At 40.5% G+C, this 20,651-nt stretch carries 14 protein-coding genes and 1 tRNA gene; 1 reads left to right on the top strand and 14 read right to left on the bottom strand.

The annotated features are described in order from the left end of the window. Positions 1–87 precede the first annotated feature (87 nt). From gdhA to CD03_RS0128995, 5 genes are all read right to left on the bottom strand, one after another. Entirely contained in the window at positions 88–1,422 is a 1,335-nt protein-coding gene (gene gdhA, locus CD03_RS0129015; RefSeq protein WP_027296607.1) for an NADP-specific glutamate dehydrogenase, read from the bottom strand. Positions 1,423–1,579: 157 nt separating this feature from the next. Continuing rightward, the gene (locus CD03_RS0129010) at positions 1,580–2,014 is read right to left on the bottom strand and encodes a hypothetical protein (RefSeq protein ID WP_027296606.1); all 435 of its coding nucleotides are present in this window, start codon (positions 2,012–2,014) and stop codon (positions 1,580–1,582) included. A gap of 194 nt (positions 2,015–2,208) precedes the next feature. Continuing rightward, on the bottom strand, positions 2,209–7,512 hold the full coding sequence (locus CD03_RS36825) for a fibronectin type III domain-containing protein (RefSeq protein ID WP_063837265.1): 5,304 nt from the start codon (positions 7,510–7,512) through the stop codon (positions 2,209–2,211). A 15-nt stretch (positions 7,513–7,527) separates the two neighbouring features. After that, complete coding sequence (locus tag CD03_RS35190) at positions 7,528–9,966, bottom strand: discoidin domain-containing protein (RefSeq protein WP_052378034.1); 2,439 nt, start codon at positions 9,964–9,966, stop codon at positions 7,528–7,530. A gap of 95 nt (positions 9,967–10,061) precedes the next feature. Further along, a complete protein-coding gene (locus CD03_RS0128995) occupies positions 10,062–11,117 on the bottom strand; it encodes a peptidyl-prolyl cis-trans isomerase (RefSeq protein ID WP_027296605.1) in 1,056 nt (351 codons plus the stop codon). A 138-nt stretch (positions 11,118–11,255) separates the two neighbouring features. Here CD03_RS0128995 and CD03_RS0128990 point away from each other — a divergent pair, with 138 nt between their 5' ends. Then, positions 11,256–12,173 (top strand): AraC family transcriptional regulator, encoded by a 918-nt coding sequence (locus tag CD03_RS0128990; protein WP_027296604.1) that lies wholly within the window; start codon positions 11,256–11,258, stop codon positions 12,171–12,173. A 48-nt stretch (positions 12,174–12,221) separates the two neighbouring features. Here CD03_RS0128990 and CD03_RS0128985 read toward each other — a convergent pair whose 3' ends face one another. From CD03_RS0128985 to CD03_RS0128945, 9 genes are all read right to left on the bottom strand, one after another. Further along, positions 12,222–13,163 (bottom strand): SH3 domain-containing protein, encoded by a 942-nt coding sequence (locus CD03_RS0128985; RefSeq protein ID WP_027296603.1) that lies wholly within the window; start codon positions 13,161–13,163, stop codon positions 12,222–12,224. Positions 13,164–13,228: 65 nt separating this feature from the next. Continuing rightward, positions 13,229–13,301, bottom strand: a tRNA-Arg gene (locus CD03_RS0128980). A gap of 454 nt (positions 13,302–13,755) precedes the next feature. After that, positions 13,756–14,670 carry a DUF5688 family protein gene (locus CD03_RS0128975; RefSeq protein ID WP_027296602.1) on the bottom strand — a complete coding sequence of 305 codons (915 nt, stop codon included), beginning with the start codon at positions 14,668–14,670 and terminating at the stop codon, positions 13,756–13,758. A 197-nt stretch (positions 14,671–14,867) separates the two neighbouring features. After that, on the bottom strand, positions 14,868–16,094 hold the full coding sequence (locus tag CD03_RS0128970) for a fibronectin type III domain-containing protein (protein ID WP_027296601.1): 1,227 nt from the start codon (positions 16,092–16,094) through the stop codon (positions 14,868–14,870). Between the two features lie 81 nt (positions 16,095–16,175). After that, complete coding sequence (gene efp, locus CD03_RS0128965) at positions 16,176–16,733, bottom strand: elongation factor P (protein ID WP_027296600.1); 558 nt, start codon at positions 16,731–16,733, stop codon at positions 16,176–16,178. A 97-nt stretch (positions 16,734–16,830) separates the two neighbouring features. Beyond that, positions 16,831–17,901, bottom strand: coding sequence for a M24 family metallopeptidase (locus tag CD03_RS0128960; protein ID WP_027296599.1), 1,071 nt, complete (start codon positions 17,899–17,901; stop codon positions 16,831–16,833). A gap of 34 nt (positions 17,902–17,935) precedes the next feature. Beyond that, on the bottom strand, positions 17,936–18,436 hold the full coding sequence (locus tag CD03_RS0128955; protein ID WP_027296598.1) for a YqeG family HAD IIIA-type phosphatase: 501 nt from the start codon (positions 18,434–18,436) through the stop codon (positions 17,936–17,938). A gap of 15 nt (positions 18,437–18,451) precedes the next feature. Next, positions 18,452–19,303 carry a patatin-like phospholipase family protein gene (locus tag CD03_RS0128950; RefSeq protein WP_027296597.1) on the bottom strand — a complete coding sequence of 284 codons (852 nt, stop codon included), beginning with the start codon at positions 19,301–19,303 and terminating at the stop codon, positions 18,452–18,454. Between the two features lie 93 nt (positions 19,304–19,396). Next, positions 19,397–20,614: an aminotransferase class I/II-fold pyridoxal phosphate-dependent enzyme gene (locus CD03_RS0128945; protein ID WP_027296596.1), complete on the bottom strand. Its 1,218-nt coding sequence runs from the start codon at positions 20,612–20,614 to the stop codon at positions 19,397–19,399. Positions 20,615–20,651: the final 37 nt, after the last annotated feature.

Genomic DNA, 20,651 nt, shown 5'->3' with positions numbered 1-20,651 from the left:
TTTGAACCTCTTTTTACTTCCATGTTGTGAATATTCAGACAAAAAGAAAACCCGCAAGCATCATACTTGCGGGATATTTTACGACTATTATACAATTCCCTGTGCATTCATAGCATCTACAATTTTTTCAAATCCTGCGATGTTCGCACCTAATACATAGTTGCCTTCCTGTCCATAACGTTTTGCAGCGTCTGACATATTATGGCAGATATTAACCATGATTCCCTGCAACTTGGAATCCACTTCTTCGAATGACCAGCTCAGTCTTTCGCTGTTCTGTGACATTTCAAGTGCGGAAGTAGCAACACCACCAGCATTTGCTGCCTTACCAGGAGCAAAGATTACGCCGTTTTCCTGAAGGTATTTTGTTGCTTCCAGAGTTGTAGGCATGTTTGCACCTTCGCATACTGCGAAGCAGCCGTTAGCTACTAATGTCTTGGCATCTTCTACATCCAGTTCATTCTGTGTCGCACATGGAAGGGCAATATCAACTTTTGCTGTCCATACGCCTTTGCCTTCATGGTATTCTGCATTTGGTCTGTAGTTTTTGTATTCTGTTAATCTTGCACGTTTTACTTCTTTAATCTCTTTTAATACATCAACGTCAATTCCATCCGGATCATAAACCCAACCGGTAGAATCACTTACTGTTACCACTTTAGCGCCCAGCTGATGTGCTTTCTGGGTTGCGTAGATTGCAACATTTCCGGAACCGGATACTGCTACGGTTTTGCCTGCTAATTCTTTTCCGTTGATCTTTAATAATTCTTCTGTTAAATATAATAAACCATATCCGGTAGCTTCTGTTCTTGCTAAAGATCCACCGTAGGATAAACCTTTACCTGTTAATACGCCTTCGTAAACGCCGCGGATTCTCTTATACTGTCCGAACATGTATCCGATTTCTCTTGCACCTGTTCCAATATCTCCTGCCGGCACATCTGTATCAGCGCCAATATATTTGCAAAGCTCTGTCATAAAGCTCTGGCAGAATGCCATAACTTCTCTGTCTGATTTGCCCTTAGGATCAAAATCACATCCACCTTTACCGCCGCCAATCGGAAGACCTGTCAGTGAGTTCTTGAAAATCTGCTCGAATCCCAGGAATTTGATAATACCTATATTTACGGATGGATGAAGACGAAGACCGCCTTTGTAAGGTCCGATTGCGCTGTTAAACTGCACACGATATCCTGTGTTTACCTGTACCTGTCCCTTGTCGTCTACCCAAGGCACGCGGAATTTGAATTGTCTTTCCGGCTCTACTAGTCTTTCAAGCAATGCGTCTTTTCTGAACTTTTCTTCATTTGCTTCTACTACAACGCGTAAAGATTCCAGAACTTCTTTCACTGCCTGATGGAATTCCGGTTCAGCAGGGTTCTTTTTCACTACCAGTTCAATTACCTCATCAACATATGACATTTTAAATCCTCCTTAGCATAAATGTTTTCCAGCAAAAAACAGACACTCCTCATACCATCTGCCCTTTACATTTTAGTTCCATTTTGTATTATATAATGTACAGAAGCTGATGACAAGTAATTTTTGACATTTCTTTACAATATATTTTGGGACCTTTTCACAAATATGACTTAAGAATCCGGATGGTATCTTCTTCGAATCCCAGAAATTCTTCTGCGAGTTCATATACCATATTGTGCACAACCGGATTATGGTCTACTGTTTTCTTGACCTCAGTAAGCCGTTCTTCTTTCTTTTGTATCATCATGTCAGCTATATGGGAAGTACTTACATTAAATACCGTACCTGCCTGCAGGGATGCCCAGCGTTTTGTCCTGTCACCCAGCTTAAGTGCCGTATCTGATATTCCCTTTTCCCGCAGGCTGTCAGCCGCTTTTTCTTCCAGTCTTGAATACCTGGCTGCCTGCAAATTCAAATCGAGTGCCAGCTCATCATCGTACACCTTGCTCAAAATGGTGTGTATATCAAGAAGTGCCGTTTTACTTTCTTTACAGATTCCATAGAGAATCTCTTGTTCTGCATTCGTAATCATGATTTATCACCTCGCTTTTTCATAGCATGCGTATTAAAATCATAAATTATGCAGATTCTTCTTTTCATGCATTATTTTTGCCCTATTCAAAACAGAGAGATGAGGATCCATCTCTCTGTTTCACCAGCCTGCAGGTTTTCTGCATTCAGACATTACGATCCGTCATTAACAAAATTCTGCCGGGTTTCTAAGCTTTAATCTACATGAACTTTTATTATTTTCTTTACCCCGTTACAGGATACGGTGATTTCAGCTCTTCCTTTTTTAAGTGCTTTTACCACACCTTTTTTGCTTACGGTAACGATCTTACTCTTACTGGATTTAAATATGATCTTTCCGTCTGGCTTTGCTTTTGCGGATATTTTGGCAGTTTTTCCTTTTTTCAGGAATATTTCCATACCGCTTTTCACTTTCAGGCTTGGTTTTTTCACCGTTACTTCACATCTTCTTGTGATGCCGTTTGCTTTTGCGGTGATCGTTACCCTGCCTGATTTTTTGGCTGTAACTTTGCCGTTTTTAACTGCTGCGATTTTTTTATTGCTGGTTTTCCACACAATTCGTTTGCTGGAGCCTGTTATCTTTGCGTTTATTTCTGCTGTTGTTTTTCCTTTTGTATACAGTGTAAGTCTGGATCTGCTAAGCTTTAATGCAGGTTTTTTAACAGTTATAAGACATGTCTTCTGAATGCTGTTTGCCTTTGCCGTAATTGTTACTTTACCTGCTTTTTTCGCAGTTACTATACCGTTTTTCACGGTTGCTATTTTCGAATCACTGGATTTCCAGGTTACTTTTTTACTTGGACCTGTCACTTTTGCAGTTAATTTAACTGTCTTGGTTCCTTTGGTATAAATGGTCACTCTGCTCTTGTTCAGCGTCAGCGTCGGTCCCGGTGTTGGTGCTGGTCTGGATTTTACCGTAATCGTACACACTGCAGTGATTGAGCCCAGATTTGCTTTTACTGCAGCTGTTCCGGGTGCAATTGCTTTCACCATTCCCTTTGTGTCAACAGAGACCGCTTTCTCATTGGACGAACTCCAGGTGACTACTGCTTCTGTTTCATTAGTTAACGGGGTAAGCTGCAGCATATCTCCTGCTTCCATTTCTGCCTTGCCAGTATTCAGGGTCAAAGTTACCTTCACCAGCTTCATTGCATCCTGTAAATCCGCTATTGCCGTCCGGATGTCTTCATCACTGCTGTTTTTATTCTCTGCAGTTTCTTTAGCATCTAAAATTGCATTCTGTAAATCTGCATAGCTGCTCTTTGTATATATGCCATTGTCATTTTTAATAGCCTGTGCTTCTATAATTTTTGCATTTAATCCGGAAGCATCTGCCCTTAATGTGGTAAAGCTCACTATTCCGGGTTCTGACCGGTTTCCGGCTGCATCGTGTGCCGTGATGCTGATTGTGTATTCCGTACCTCGTAAGAGATCCTTTAATTCTACTCTGGTTTCCCCTGTTACTTCTGCAAGTATGCTGTCACCATTTTTCACTTCATATCCTGTCACTCCGATATTGTCGTTGGAAGGATTCCAGCTGATCCATGCCGATGTCTGGGCTATGCGCTCTGCTTTTATATTGGCAGGCGTTGAGGGTGCCTCTTCATCTATCAGTTCGGAAGTTGTAAACGTAACGCTTCCCGGATCTGATTCATTTCCCGCAGCATCGTATGCAATTATATCAATTGTATATTCTGTTGCTGCAGCCAATTCCTTTAACTGGAAACTTGTGCCATCGGTTACGTTAGCTAACAGAGTCTCCTGATTCATTACTTTATAGCCGATTACCCCAACATTATCTGCGGAAGCCGACCAGGAAATTTCTGCTGTATCTGATGTAACATTTTCAGCCTTAACATCCGCTGGTACTGACGGTTTTTCCGTATCCGGTTCCGCTGTCTCTCCAAGAGTGGTAAGGGATACGCTTCCCGGAGCTGATTCGTTTCCGGCTGCATCATATGCCACAACATTTATGACATAATCCGTTCCAGGTTCCAGATTAACCAGTTGTACCTTTGTATCGGTTACCTGATCTTTCAGGATTACATTACCATTTTTAACCCGGTATCCTGCTACTGCTTTGTTATCGGCAGAAGCTGTCCATAAGATCATAGCGGTAGTATCGGTGATATCTTCCGCTCTTACATCGGCAGGTACTGTCGGGCTTTCCGTATCCGGTTTCTCTGCTGTTGTAAATGTTGCGGCGGCAGGATCCGAATGGTTGCCTGCTGCATCATATGCCACAATCGTCAAAGCATAATCTGTTTCCGGTGCTAATTCCTGTAAGGTAACTTTGGTATCTGTTACATCTGCTAATTCTTCACTACCATTTAATACTTTATATCCCCGTACCCCAACATTGTCTGCAGACGCATTCCAGGTAATTGTCGCTGAAGTGTCCGTAATATCGGTTACCTTTATATTTGCAGGTGCTGTTGGTTTCTGGGTATCTTCCAGTTGTTTTGTCTCGAAGGTAACACTTCCCGGCTCTGATTTGTTGCCTGCTGCATCAAATGCAGTTACTGTTATGGTATATTCCGTTGAAGGAATCAATCCATCCAGGCTGGCACTTGTACCTTCCGAGATATTTTTTATAATTTCATTTCCATTTTTTACTTCGTATCCTGTAACGCCTACATTGTCGGCAGATGCATCCCAGCTGATGTTAGCTGATGTACTTGTAATATCCTCTGCCTTTATATTATCAGGAGTGGTTGGTGCCTGGGTATCCGTTTCAGCTGCATCTACATAAGTAATGACAGGTGTAACATATGCAGAAGGACGACTTGCATTCTGACTGCCTTCATTGTTGATCTCAAGCCTGATATAATCCCCCTTTGCAACCTGCATAGCGGAAGGAGCAATTTCCACACCGCTTCCATCATTTGGTATCTGAACTTTTTCACCAACCTGCTCACCGTTTTTGGTAATCGTCAGGAATACATTTGATCCCGTATTCGTTGAAGCAGCAGATGCCTGGCGGAGATATGCGTTTTTCTTATCCCCCATGTCTTTAAATGACATGATGATATTTCCTGACACAGGTGAACGATAAGCTGCTGAATAGCCTTGTGCACGCTGGGCAACTGCCAGAGAATCACAGAATAACCCATTCTTATCTGCCGTTGGCTGTCCTTTGTTTCCCTGCAGACCAATGATAGCGTATTCTTTTCCGTTCCAAGTGGCATACGTAGGATCGAATACAGTCATATTGCTATATGTGTCATTTTCTTTCTGCTGGGCAAACCACACATTCCCCTGCTGTTCCTCCACAAAATCCTTTGCCCAATGATACTCATTTTTAGCAGTGATTGTATAGTCTGCTTCGGAACCGTCTTCCGCAATTACTTTTAAGGTCATGCCATCTTTCACATTTCCTTGGGTTACTTCGGCATCATTCTGATAAAGCTTTTTAACTGCCGTATCATGCACGGTAATTCCAGTAAGTATATCCTCCACAGAGACAGCTGCTTTTTCCGTCATTGGTACATAGACTGCATCATCCCTGATCTCAAAAATAGAATCCTTGATACTATTGTCCGTACTTGCCGTTACCACATATTCAACCGTCTCGTTTCCATCAGATAAAGTCAGCTTGCTGCCGCCTGACACAATATCCTTCCCTGTCAGCTCCTGCTCTCCCCTATCAAATACATGTACTTCTAATTTCTTATCGTAAACTAAATTGCCTAAAAATTGCTCTACAGTTGTGTTCATTGCCAACCCGCTAATCTGACGGTCTGCAATAGTATATACGGATGAAAACAAGCCCATGCTGGCAATATCAGATTCATGTGCCCCAATGTCCGGTATTCCTGTTACCTCATTACCGAAGAAATCCTGTTCTCCGTTATCCTGTATAACTTTTCCGGCATTGATGGCAGGTGAATTTTCAGCCAGCTTATATCCGTCAAATACGGTTTTCTGAGACGGGTCTTCATGGGAATTTATCACACCATTAGTAGCTGACGGCGCTTTTCCCGGATCTTCAAACACTTGTGTTCCTGCCGTTACGTTTACCGCATTCTCATCATCTCCAGGAATATTGGCATAGTTATAATAGAGGTTGTTGCTATAGCTTGCTCTGGTTCCGTTTAAGGTCCAGCTTTCTGTTTTTGCCTGATCACCGGCATAATAGATAATATTATTTTCCACATTCATAACACCTCCGGTCATGCCCGGACGAATAAACGGAACACCTTCTTTTACATAGAAGACGTTGTTGTAAATATGGGCATCCGGCTGGGATGGTGCATTAATCACGCCTGACAGATCATTTTGGCTGATATTATAACGGAAAATATTACGGTACGACTGCTGCAGGCAGAACATTACACACCCGCCGCCGTTATTATGACTGTAGTTATACTGGTAGATGGTTCCATCGCCGGAATCAGCATCCCACGCCTGACCATCCCCGTTAAAATAAGTATCAAACGCTTCATTGTACTGGAATACCGCATCCTTACATTTCCACGGCCAAATTCCCGCTGCCACTTTTCCTTGACCCGTTGCAATATAGTCGGCATCATTTATCTGCCTTGCCGCACCATCTGATACGTTATACTCAATCAACGGGCGGTCACAATACATAGTTGTTATGGCATCTCCCCCGGCTTCTTTCACGTAATTATTCCGGATTTCAACATTTCCGTGACCGTATTTTGCAATGACATCGTCCGGAATTGCCGTACCCGCAAACTTATCAAAGTATGCAGTATAACCAATCGCAATCCCCCAACGATTTACATTGTCCAGGTAACAGTTTTCGATTTTAACATCATTATATCTTGAGATCCCTGTTGCCGCTTCATTTTTCGGTTTCAAGACATTCATCTGGATTCCGCCGTTGTCCATGTGCTTATCGTATACATTTCCGATTACATCATGTATGTTCAGCTGATTTAGGTAAATGTGGTCTACAGTACCCTTGTTCTGGGCAATGGCAGCTACTCCCGTACGTTCCATAACTTTCTGATTGTTATATACGGTTTCAATTTTTGGACCCCTGTTAGTTATTTCCAGGTTATTGATCTCAATATATTCCGAATCATACAGGAGTACCGATGACGAAACATACCCTTTAAAGACATGATTTACATTGTCCAGCATTCCTCCATAGTTCTGGTACCAGATCCCCTGCCCGTTTGTATTAATTACTGGATTGTTTCCATCTCCGTATTTGTCTATGACAATCGGTGACTCCGGGGAGCCAGACTGTTCATAGAGATGCAGGTACCCATTTGTAAATTCCGATCCGGATTCCAGCAGTACCCGGTCTCCGGGCTGTAACGCTAATTCATTTATTTTCTGTAAACTGTAGAAAGCATTCGATTCCGATGTTCCATCATTGCTGTCCTTTCCATTTAACGTGCTGACATAATAGGTAGTTCCTGTCGTGGCCTCCTGATCAGCCGCCGCACTTACTGTTATTCCCGGTGCAATACTGGAAACAATGACAGCCAGTGCCGTAATCATTGATAAAAGCTTCTTTTTCATCGTATTTACACCCCCCTATTCTTCATATCCAAGCCGGATTTCTGCTGCCGATGCGAAAACTTTTCCTGCTTCCTGTGATTTGGAATCTTTTGCCCAAAGCTTTACATATCTGGCGTTTACAGATGGAAATTCTGCATATTTAATTTCGGAGTTATTTTCCCAGCTTCCAGTGGCAGCTTTTGTCCAGTCAGTGCCGTTGGTGCTGACGGATACTTCATACTCTGTTATGATACCATTCACACCTCCGGATTTTCTTGGAACATACTTAAGTCTGCCTACCGACTGTTCTTTTCCCATATCTATCTGGATCCAAGCCTCACTTCTGTCACATCCACTCCAGGCAGTATGCCAGATAGTATTCATATTATTGTCTAATACATATGCCGGATTTCCCTCTGTTATATTGTCTGGCTGGAAGCTTCCTGCTGAAGCAGTCATTCCATCTGTTGCATACTCGGCATAAACTTTTACCACATGGATGTTGTAGGTTTTGGTCTCCTGTTCATTGGCTTTATTTACTACCTTCAAAACCATTTCTTCCGTTACAGCAGTATCCGGCGCAATCTGTTCAGAACCTTTCATCACCTTGCAGTCCGCTCCCCGGGATGCTTTTATATTCTTTAAAAGCTCCGCTGCAGTAGTTCCTTTTGGTACATTGCGGATATCCTGATCCTGTACCTGATAATGATCTGAATATACGTTTAGGGAAACAGGTTCCTCCACACTGGTTTCATGAATTCCAATATCCGGTACAATTCCCGTCAGTTCATTGCCGAAGAAATCCGCAGCCGCATTGTTTGGAACATACACTCCTGCATTTACTGCAGGTGAATCATCAGAAATTTTATATCCTGCAAACGCATTTCTGTCATGGATCTTTCCGCCTTCATTCACTGTTACCGGTGCACTTCCCGGATTTTCAAATTCCGGATCCGCAGTGATCGCGTCTGTTTCCGGAAGTTGTGGCATTCCTTCACTATCGTATCCATAATAGATATTGTTTTCGAAGGTTTTATTGTTGCCCGGATTCCATCCATCCGTGCTTACATTTTTATTGGTACTGACATTATAAAAGATGTTATTTGCCAGATATCCCGTACCGCTTCTTTTTCCTGCGTCGGGGTGATGAACCGCTGTTTCCAGGTCTCCCCCAATATAAAATACATTGTTATAAATTTTCGCCAGCGGATTTCCCTGGAATGTTATAAGGCATTTTAAGTCATCCTGGCTTAAATTATACCGGAAGGTACCATTATAGGCTTCGTTGAGACAAATCAGCATTGCACCGCCTCCATTGTTATGGCTGTAGTTATATTGATATACGGTTCCGTCTGACCAGTCAATGTCCCATGCCTGTCCGTCACCATTGCCTTCACCGACCGTGTCAAATGCTTCATTGTATTGGAAAACTGCATCTTTGCATTTCCATGGCCAGATTGCCGCGCAAAAGGACTGCCAGTATCCCGGATATCCGTCATCCAGGTCAACGCCTGCCGTGTCGGATACATTATTCTGTATCACGGGCTGATATGCGTACATGGCAACAATTGCATCATTTCCTGCATTCTGAACATAATTTCCTTCCAGAACAAGATTGGTATGACCATATTTTTTAACAGTTTCATCTGCCAGAGCTGCTCCGTTAAACTTATCGTGCTGATAAGTATAACCCACAACAATACCTGCTCTTGAAACATCTTTCACATAGCAATTACTGATTTTAACATCCTGATATCTGGCGATACCAGTTGCATTCTCATCTGCCGGTTTCAGAACATTCATCTGGATTCCTCCATTGTTCATATGTTTATCCTGAAGATTCCCGGATATATCGTGGATAAAAAGATCATCCAGATAAATATGCTCCATGGTTCCCCCATCTTTTGCAATTCCTGCCACACCGGTACGGTCCATTCTGCCGGATGCTTTATTTACATTTGTTGAAAAATAGTCAAAATCATTTGATTTATTAGTTATTTCCAAATTGCTGATCTCTACATAATCAACATCGTAAAGCAAAATTGCGGAAGAAACATATCCACTGCTTCTGTGACCGCTGTTATCCATTGCTTTTCCGTAATCCTGGTACCAGATTCCCTCACCGTTACAATTGATCACCGGTTTATTTCCTTCGCCGTAGCTGCTGATGGAAATCGGATTTTCCTGTGTACCTCCTACATTCTGCAAATGAATAAAACCGTTAAATATGGATCCGGATTCCAGTAAAACAGAATCTCCCGGCCCAAGGGTAACATTTTCCAACTTGTCTAAAGTCTCCCATGCTTCCCCTTCTGAAGTACCGCTGTTGCCATTGTCTCCATTCCTACTGCTGATATAGTAGGCCGTGCCCACGCCGGCTGTTTCTGCAGCATTTACATAAGGCATTGTACTAAATGCCTGGGTGCTGCAGACTAGCGCAACTGCCAGCATGAATGATAAAAACTTCTTTTTCATCCTCTTACTCCTTTCTTTCCATAAAATTTTTATTGATAACTATCTTTTCCGTAATCATAACTTCTACTTCATACGGAAAAAATGTTTACCGATCCTTAGTTCGTTACTTGCTGCTTTGTATAGTCGTATATGCTTCCCATATTGCCCTGGATTTCATATCCCGCAGCCTTCTTATTTACTATTTTTTCATAATTGGCTTCTCTGAGGCTCTTATTGATATTATCTTTTACGGTGTCTATCGGGTAAAAATCATTCACATTCCTGTCTGCACACTGGATCAGATACAACGCTCCATTTTCATCAATTACCCGGGTTACTTCTCCTTTTTTCAAATCTGCCGCATAATCTAAAACATCCCCAATAATCCTTCCATAAGCACCAATATCACCGGATAATAATTCCTGATGGGTAAAATAAGGCTTAAGCAGATCATCCGCTTGTACCAGGTCTGACAGTGATTTATCCGCGCTTATTTTGCCCTGTAGTTCATTCAGCTTCTCTTTTAAGTCCTGGTACTGTTCCTCTTCCATTTCCGATGACTGATATTCAATTTTAATATAATCCAGTGTAATGTCATCGTTCTGACGAAATATCTTATCCTTCTGCTGATCATAATAGGCTTTTCTGTCTTCATCCGTAATATCCATTCCTTCATTATTCAGATCTGAGCAGTATTGCTTCTGGATGGAGTCTATGGAATATTCTTTGTATAATTTCAATGAGAAGTTGGAAAGTCCATAGACCGGTTCGCCCTTTTTTATTTTATTGGCTCTGGCATCATTTTCATCTTCCATTCTCTTTTTCAACGCCTGATATCCGGTTTCCTCAATGTATCCTTTTTCTTTTGCCAGATCAAAAACCGCCGCTGTATACTTTAGCTGTTCAATCACCTGGTCAGCAAGTACACGATAGGGTATTTCACCATTAATTTCCTTTTCCCAGGCATCCCCTTTCAGTGTTACTCCCGCTTTTTCATAAAAATACTGACTCACCTGATTGATTTGTTCATTGACCGTATCCTGATATTCTTCTTTGTCAATTTTTTCCCCATTGATTTTTAGCTGAAAACCTGTCCGATTATAAATTATAACAATTGCAAATCCTACAATCAGCAATATAATTGGTATCCCTATCCACAATTTCTTCTTCACGCTATATCCTCCTAGTTATATTCCACAATTTCATTGACACATCTTTGTAAATATTATATCATTTGTATAATACCGTTGCTTGTTAAAACCTGTTTATTTTCAGGCATTTTTTGTATAATCCGGAACAAGGAGATTTTTATGTACAACAATACTTACTCGAACACAAAATCCGCCACTGGATCAGAAACACGATTTGTTTTATCCGACCAGGCTATTATCAGCGCTGTAAAACAGCTCAGAGAAAATTATTATACTTTTGCAAAGCACATCCACAAAAGCATAGAAGTATATCAGCTGACCTCTGGAACCTGCAGCATGGAAATCAAGAACCAGGTCATAAACTGTGAAAAAGATGATATCGTTATCATAATGCCAAATATTGTCCATTCCTTTTATCTTACCTGCAAAGCCCCCTGTACCTTTAACCACATCCATTTTGATCCTTCCTATTTCTCGGAATTGTATCTGAATACTGCAGGAGGCAGCAATCCGGAAGATGCGATTGATATGATATCTTCACTTTTCTATTGCTGTAACGTTTTCTACAAAGCTAAGATTACAGAAAGAATGGCTTATCTGATAGAAAAAATAATTGTCAGCACCCGAGAAGACCATTTTTTCTCCCGTTCTTATTCGAATTTATACATAACTGAATTACTGCTCTCCGTTTTAGAAACACTGGAGAAGGATTTCTCTTTTTCCAAACACTATGCCCCAAGGCAAAACCGCTATGTTTCCTTTACGCTCTCCTATATACACAAACATTATGATACCAAAATATTAATCAGGGACATCTCAGATAAATTGGGTATATCAACCCGTTATCTAAGTGAAATCTTTTTCAGACAGATGAATCTGACCATATCCAATTATATTAATATCTACCGGATTAATCAGGCAATTGATTTGATGACAACTACGGATATGTCCCTTACCATGATTGCCAGCCAAATCGGACTGAAAGATTCCCAGCATTTTTCAAAATTATTTAATAGTATTATTGGGATTACTCCTTATAAGTATAAAAAAATGTTGAAACATAATTTTATTGAATGAAAGCACAAAAAAAGGAACGGCAACTGCCGTTCCTTAAATAAATCATTTTTATTGTGCTGCTTCTGTACTACCTGTCTGTTCCGTGAGGAAATCACTCATTACATACCCGGTACCGCCAGCGTAGCGAACTTCTGACCATCCATTATCCAGTTTTTTAACTCTGGTGACTGTTTCTCCTTCGCTTAGAACTCCCAGTATGTCTGCATCTTCCGTAGAATCTGCCCTAACGTTACATTCTGTATTTGCTGCTACTATTTTATTCACTTCCACACCGGCTTCATTACCGCTTGGAATGTTGGATTCTGTCATCGGAGAACCGATTTCATCCACCAAATTTTTCAAATCTTCATTGGAATCCATTGCCTGCTGGTACTTCTGATTTACATCATCAATTAATTTCTTAATATCAGCATCATTTCCCATATCTTCCACATACTTCTTCGTTGCCTCATCTTTTTTGTAATCTGATACATAGAGGCTTCCATCCGTATTCGTCTCTAAATACAGGCGCACCAGACTTGGTACCATAGTTTCGATATTAGTAACCTTACAATCATAAATTACATAAGCAACATAGGAACCATCTACCGGCCCTTTTTTAGAATAACAAGATACATTATTGTAACTTTCAATCAGACTGTCGTTCTGAATGGACTGCTCTTCCTCAGCAGTTAAGCCAGGAACCAATTTCTTTAATGTTGCCATATCTTTATTTCCCATAGCCGCATAATAAGCTTGTACTGTCTCCAGTACTTTTGGGTCATTCTGTACTAAATCGTTACTTTTATTCTCTGTCTCAGCATTCGATTCTACTATAACTTCTTTTTTGGTTTCACTTTCCGTTGTCTTAACAGCATTTGCCCCATCGCTATTTCCAAGTCCACTGACAAGTTTCACCGCAAATACTGCAATCACCAGAATTAAAATAATTGCTAAGCCGAGTAAGATATATCTTAGATTATCAGATAGCCATTCTCTAAAATTACCCACTATACTTACCTCCATTTTTCTACATCCGTGTTACAATTATTCGGCTGCCACAAGAGCAAAAAAAACGCACCCGGAGGGATTCGAACCCCCGACACGTGGTACCGGAAACCACTGCTCTATCCCCTGAGCTACGAGTGCTGATTCATCTGCAAACCTTCAAACAGCTTTTAAATAACACATGCTTTTCCCTATAAACATTGGATTTTCAAGGTTCGTAGATCCCTTTCACCCTAAAACCCACAAATTCTTTTGATTTTTACACAATGCATGTCTACTAAATTATAAGCATTACTTCTGTGCAAAACAAATATATAAGGTGTAAACAAAGTGTAAATCATACAAAGTATCGTTTATAAGGTGTAAATAAGGTTTACTTTTGCTTACATAAGGTGTAAAATATACTGGTTGCTTACCAATATTTTTAGCACTTACGAAAGCACTTATTACATATTATCATAAAAGATGGAAAAAGTAAAGGATTTGTTATTGAATATGTTTTCCAGCACACATTTTGTCTTTTTATGTCTTCTTTTGTATATATAAGAACCGATAAAAAATGCATGTTTTACCGGCTCTTATCAGCATTCGGAACTTACAGCGCTAAGCGGTGTATCTCCCTGGTATACGTATAGACTTCATTGGAAAGAACCTCTTCCGGTATTACCTGGGTTTCATTTATCTCCCTTACCATTTCCTGCAGTTCTTTCTTGGTAGTCCGTATATTCTTAGGAACTACAATACATTCATGTATGCTGCTTGGAAGAATATAGAAATCATCCTGCAGGCGCTCCCCGATCAAGGTCAGGATCGAGTCATACAAGATACATGCTGCTCCCATTGTCTTTTCTTTATTGGAAAGAACATACATTGGTATTCTGTCATCATCACATTCCTGATCCTCCATAACATCTGAAAATTCTTCTTCCAGTTCACCTTCTTCGATCTCATCCATCACTTCCTCCATGCTTTTAAATTCAAACGGAAGCATCGCAGGCGTATTTTTTCTGGCTGTTTCATATAAGATTTCTTTTGTAATCTTCCACATTTTCAAATGACTGTCATGGATTAATATCGTTCCCGTTCCCAAAGTATCACTTTTCAGGAAATAATAAAATACAATTGCCAAATCCAGATATTGCACATGGGGAACCGTTTTTAACAATTCCGTATTTTTCTTATAGTTAATGACTTTGCATGCAATATTATTTTTCACACGCAGGTAATCCGTGTAGAAATCCGTATCCACGGGCACCTTGATCTTGTTGTTTTGATAGATATTTAGTATACTGTCAATAATCTGAGCCATGGCAGTCCCGCACTGATATTCCTGAAAATAATCATTTAAATATATCGTAGGGGAAATACTCTTTGTAGTTTCCACAATTGACAGACCATCCAGCTGAACATCATTATTCTTTGTAATCTGATGCAGTTCAACGCGCACCTCCTTTCCCAATTGTGTCTGTACATTTTTCTGCACAAAGCAAATAAATTCTTCGTAATTCAATCGAACCACCCTTTCTTAAATTAGTATCGTATAAAAATCAAATGGAAAAATTGATGCGAACGCATCGAGAATAAAACATTTAGAATTTTTATATCACTTATGGTATCATATTTTTTGGTAGGATGCAAGTGATATTTTAGTTTTTTTATTATTAAAGCAGGTGTCCTGAGATCACTCCTGACACCTGCTGCTGGATTCTATCTATAAGTCTGAAAAAAGCCATACTGTGGAAAACTCTTATACGTTTTACTCTTTACTTTTTTATTTGCTACAACATAGAAATAATATTTTTTACCTTTTTTCATATTTTTACCTTTAAATTTCTTCAAGGTATAACTCGTTGACTTTGTTGTAGAAATTTTTTTATATCCTTTTTTTTGTTTATCAGAAGCATAAACAGTGTAATTTGTAGCACCGGTAACTTTTGGCCATGATGCAGTTAAGCCGCCTGATACATTACGAACTTTTACTTCCTGCTGGTTTGCTACATACGTGCTTCCCCAATTACCATAAACTTTTTTCCCGTTATTTAACTGGGTATAAGCTCTGACCTTCACTTTATAGAACGATTTCTGATTCATTTTTATAGTATTATAGCTGCTGCTGCTTACGTTTAATGTCTTTCCGGTCTTTTTATTCTTCATTGTGTAGACAGCAATCTGATAACCCTTAGCATTTTCTGCCCGGTTCCATGCCAATGCTACTTTATTAGAATAGGGATAACTATTTGTAACTTTAATCCCGGTAACTGTTCCTGGCAGAGTATTTGCATAGATATAAGCAGAATAATCATTTCTGGCTACATATCCAGATGATGATACACGTTCTGCGTAAACTCTTAAATAGTTGCTCGTTCCCGTTTTCAAATTTCCGATGGTAACAGATGGGCTATTTGTTGTCGCTGCATAAATCTGTGCAGATCCATCCACTCTATAAACCTGATACCTGGTGGCTCCAGTTACCGGACTCCAGTTTAGTGATATGCTGCTTGTCTTTGCTGCACTTTGATTCAAATTTTCTGTCTTTATTCTGTCAGGTACGGTCACAGCTTCAAAAGATGGAGACCATGCACTATAATCATTAGGCTTTCCATAGATGGATTCATACGCTCTGACTCTGAAATAATAGGTACTTCCCGTACTCAGATTACTCTTATAAATTTCCGGGTAAGAGCTATCATATGTAGCTGCATCACTAAAGTTGCGGTTATCCGTAGAATACTGAACATGATACCTGATATTTTTACCCACAACTGCATTCCATACTACCTTAGCAGAATTCGTATATGCCGATGTCTGCCTCAGCCCTGACGGCGCCGCCGGCGCAGCAAATACACTAATTCCCAACATCATTGCCAATAAAAATGACAACACAACAACAGCAAACAATTTCTTTGTTACAAAAAAACTCTTTTTCTCACTCATGAATCTTCCTCCTTGTGTTTTTATTTATTCCAAAAATGAGAAAGGCAACCACCTTTCTCATCTAAGAATTACACAATATAATTATACTCTGGACAGGTAATCCCCTGTTCTGGTATCAATTTTAATTTTATTCCCCTGTTCAACGAACAACGGTACATAGACAATTGCTCCTGTTTCCACAGTTGCCGGCTTCGTAGCTCCCTGTGCTGTATCGCCTTTGAATCCGGGTTCTGTATCTGTTATCTCTAATTCTACAAATAAAGGTGGCTCTACTGCGAATACTTTTCCGTTAACAGAACATATTTTAACCATTTCGTTTTCTTTTACGAACTTTAAGGAATCACCGATGTCTTCCTGTGCTAATGCGATCTGCTCGTAATTTTCAACATTCATGAAATGGAACAAATCTCCATCTGAGTATAAATACTGCATATCTACACGGTCAATCCTTGCCTGTGGGAATTTTTCAGTTGGTCTGAATGTTTTTTCCACAACACCGCCATTGATAATGTCTTTTAATTTTGTTCGAACAAACGCTGCACCTTTACCTGGTTTTACGTGCTGGAATTCGATAATCTGAACGATGTTATTATCTATCTCTAAAGTTACACCGTTTCTAAAATCTCCTGCTGATATCATATTGATATTCCTCCTTCATATTGACAACACAGGAATCTTGCATATTCCCATAGTTTAGTCTATTTTATAATATAATCCATACTTTTTCAACTATTTTTTACAGTTCCAGCAATTCTTTTGTTGAATGAGTCATATTTTGGCAGCCATTTTCTTTCACAATTACGATATCCTCAATGCGTACACCACCAAATCCAGGAATGTAAATTCCCGGTTCTACCGTCTGTATCACGTTCTCTCTCAGTACTTCGTCACACTTTGGGGAAAGCCTTGGCTCTTCATGAATATACAGGCCCACGCTGTGTCCAAGACCGTGACCAAAGTATTCTCCATATCCGGCTTTTTCGATCACGTCCCTGGCAGCCTTGTCCACCTCGCTGCACTTCATCCCTGCTTTAATGACATCCAGCGCAGCAAGCTGTGCCTCCAAAACGATTTGGTAGATTTCCTTTTGTTTCGGACTTGCTTTTCCTATAACTACGGTTCTTGTCATATCAGAGCAATAGCCTTCATAAATGCAGCCGAAATCCATCGTCAGGAAATCACCCGGCTCGATTGCCTTATTGGAAGGCATGGCATGAGGCATTGCAGAGTGGATACCGGAAGCTGCAATTGTATCAAAACTGGTTCCATATGCACCATGGCTTTTCAGATAAAATTCCAGCTCAGCCGCAGCCTGCAGCTCTGTCATTCCAGGCTTGAGAATTCCTATGATATGAGAAAAAGCTCCGTCTGCAATGGATTGTGCTTTTTCCATACAAGTTAATTCCGTTTCATTTTTAACAATACGAAGTCTGTTCAGCGAATCTCCTATCCCTTCCCAGACCAGCTCTTCACTGCATGCTTCCTTTAATTTCATTACGTCCCCATAAATCATATGATCATTTTCAAAACCAATGCAATTGATTTCGTCTGCCCCGGTTAATTCTCCGATTACTGCCCCGTACCCTTTCTGATTAGAAATTTCAACCACCTCAAAATCCGGCGCCTCTTCCCTGGCCTGTGTAGTATATCGGGAATCCGTTATAAGTACCCGGCGTGCCCGCGTAATATAGAGATAACCTGTTGCACCACGGAAACCACTGAGGTAGCGCATATTGTATCCATCAGACACTAAAACTGCCTCTATCATTTTTTCTTTTAATATTGCATATAACTCCTCACGGAACATTTATATACCTCCATTAATATTTCTTAACTGGACATTATTTTAGTTTGCTCTTTTTATAAAAATGTAATACGATTTTTTCCAAATATCTTTTCAAAACAATTTGAATCTCTTCTTTTGGATGGATTGGTTTTACTAAAATACTGGGAATCCCGGTTCTTTTTGCTCCATATACATCCGTAAACAACTGGTCTCCAACAAAAACGGTATTTTTCGTGGTAGTCCCCATCAGCTGCATTGCCTTTTCATAGTTTTTCCTGGACGGTTTATGGGCATTTTCTATAAAAAGCGCCCCTACTTCCTCTGCAAAAGGCTTCACTCTGGGCAGCTGGTTGTTAGAGATCAGGCAGTACTTCATTCCCATATCACGCAAATGGGTAAAAAATTTCTTCACCCGGTCATCTGCCGGCTCACCATGGGGCACCAGGGTATTATCGATATCAAACAACACCCCCCGGCAGCCCTCACGGTACAATTTATCAAAATCTATTTTATAAGTAGAATCCAGATATTCATCTGGGAAGAATTGTTCAAACATCCATGACCTCGCTTTCTATTTTTCCAGGAAACGAAGCAGATCTTCATACTGTGCTTCCATCTGTTCATATCCATGACGGTAGAAATCATTGAGTACTTTCTTGTCGCTCTCTACTCTGGAGACTGTTTTCCCCTGAGGGCGCACAACAAATATTTTTCCTTCTTCCTCCCATTTTTCAACTTGTGCCAAAATCCTGTTATAATGGTAGGGACGAAGGCAGATTGCCCGTACCAGCTCCGGATATTTCTTAAAATATGCCGCATAAAAATGCATGCTTTTCTTAGACATTGTTTTCCGGTAACCTTTATTTCTGGTGAGAATTACAACATTTTTCTTATTTCCGATCTGCAGTGAATGCAAAATGGGAATGGAATCAGCCAGACCACCATCCAGGTACGGCACACCGTCGATCTCTACCATGGGTGAAACGATAGGAAGGCTGCTTGACGCTCTGCATAGCATCATCAGCCTTGCCCCATCTTTCTTTTCACTTAAATATTCCGCCTTGCCTGTGAGACAATTTGTAACGACGATTTCACAAGACATGTCTGATGCAAAGAATGTATCAAAATCAAAGGGATGATACTCAGAAGGATCCTTTTCAAACAAAAGCTCCATATTAAAGAGACTTTTGTTCTTTAAGAACCCCTTGATACTGATCAGTTTTTCATTATCGTTGCTTCTTACAATACAGTCTTTGGTTCGGCCAATCTGCTTTGATACATAATCAACCGCATTGCAGGAACCTGCGGATACACCAATGACGTGGGGAATATAACATTCCTTCTCCATAAGATAATCTAATGCCCCTGAACTAAATACCCCTCTGACAGATCCTCCTTCTAATATAATTGCCGAATTTTTCATTCTTACCTCCATTCACTCGTACGTACTCCCGTTTCCAGTCAAATGTAGGATGACACCCTGCCTGTTCAGGCACAGGTATCATCCCGAAGCACTCTATATCTGCCTGTATGTACTGAGAAACATCTCCAGTTTATTCATTGCATCTTCTAAAATTTCCATTTTAGGCAGATACACTATGCGGAAATGATCCGGCTGCTGCCAGTTAAATCCTCCGCCATGTACCAGGAGTACTTTTTCTTTTCTAAGAAAATCCAGGGCAAATTGTTCATCATCACTGATGTTAAATTTTTTCACATCCAGTTTCGGGAAAATATAGAAAGCTGCTTTTGGCTTTAATGCCGATACTCCGGGTATGTTATTTAAAGCTTTATATATAAACTCTCTCTGTTCATAGATTCTGCCTCCCGGAAGAAGCATCTGGTCAATTCCCTGTGCATTTGTCAGAGCCGTCTCAATGATTGCCTGAGCCGGTACATTAGAGCAAAGACGCATGGAGGACAGCATATTCAGCCCTTCGATATACCCTTTCACTCCTGTTTTATCGCCGCTTAAGCACATCCATCCTGCACGATACCCCGCTACCTTATGGGATTTAGACAAACCGTTCATGGTTATACAGAACAGATCCGGTGCCAGAGAAGCTATGGATACATGTTCCTGTCCATCCATCACCAGTCTGTCATAAATCTCATCTGCAAAAATAATCAGACTGTGTTCTCTTGCAATGTCTACAATCTGCCGGAGTACTTCAACCGGATACAATGCTCCTGTGGGATTATTGGGATTGATTACAACAATGCCCTTGGTTTTGTCTGTAATCTTTTTCCGGATATCTTCCATGTCCGGATACCAGTCCGACTGTTCGTCGCACAGATAATGAACCGGATGCCCTCCTGCCAGGTTCGCTGCTGCTGTCCACAGCGGATAATCCGGTGACGGCATCAGAATTTCATCTCCGTCATTTAAAAGCCCCTGCATTACCATAACGATTAATTCGCTTACGCCATTGCCGGTATATATATCATTCATACCTACATCCGGTATATTTTTCTTTTTACAATAGTCCATAATTGCTTTTCTTGCACTGATAATTCCTTTTGAATCAGAATATCCTTCCGTATTACGCAGATTCGCCATCATATTCTGAATTACATCATCCGGTGCTTCAAATCCGAAGGGTGCCGGATTGCCTATATTTAATTTCAGAATGTCGATGCCCTGTTCCTCCATGCGGCCTGCCTCATCAACAACCGGACCTCTTACATCATAGCATACGTTATCTAATTTACTGGATTTCTCAAATGTTCTCATATGAACTCCCCTTTCTTTGTCATAGTATATACCAAAG

The organism is Robinsoniella sp. KNHs210 (genome assembly GCF_000686105.1).
Lineage (GTDB): Bacteria > Bacillota > Clostridia > Lachnospirales > Lachnospiraceae > Robinsoniella > Robinsoniella peoriensis.
Note: the sequence above shows the minus strand (reverse complement) of the source record. Positions and strands in the feature narration are given on the sequence as shown.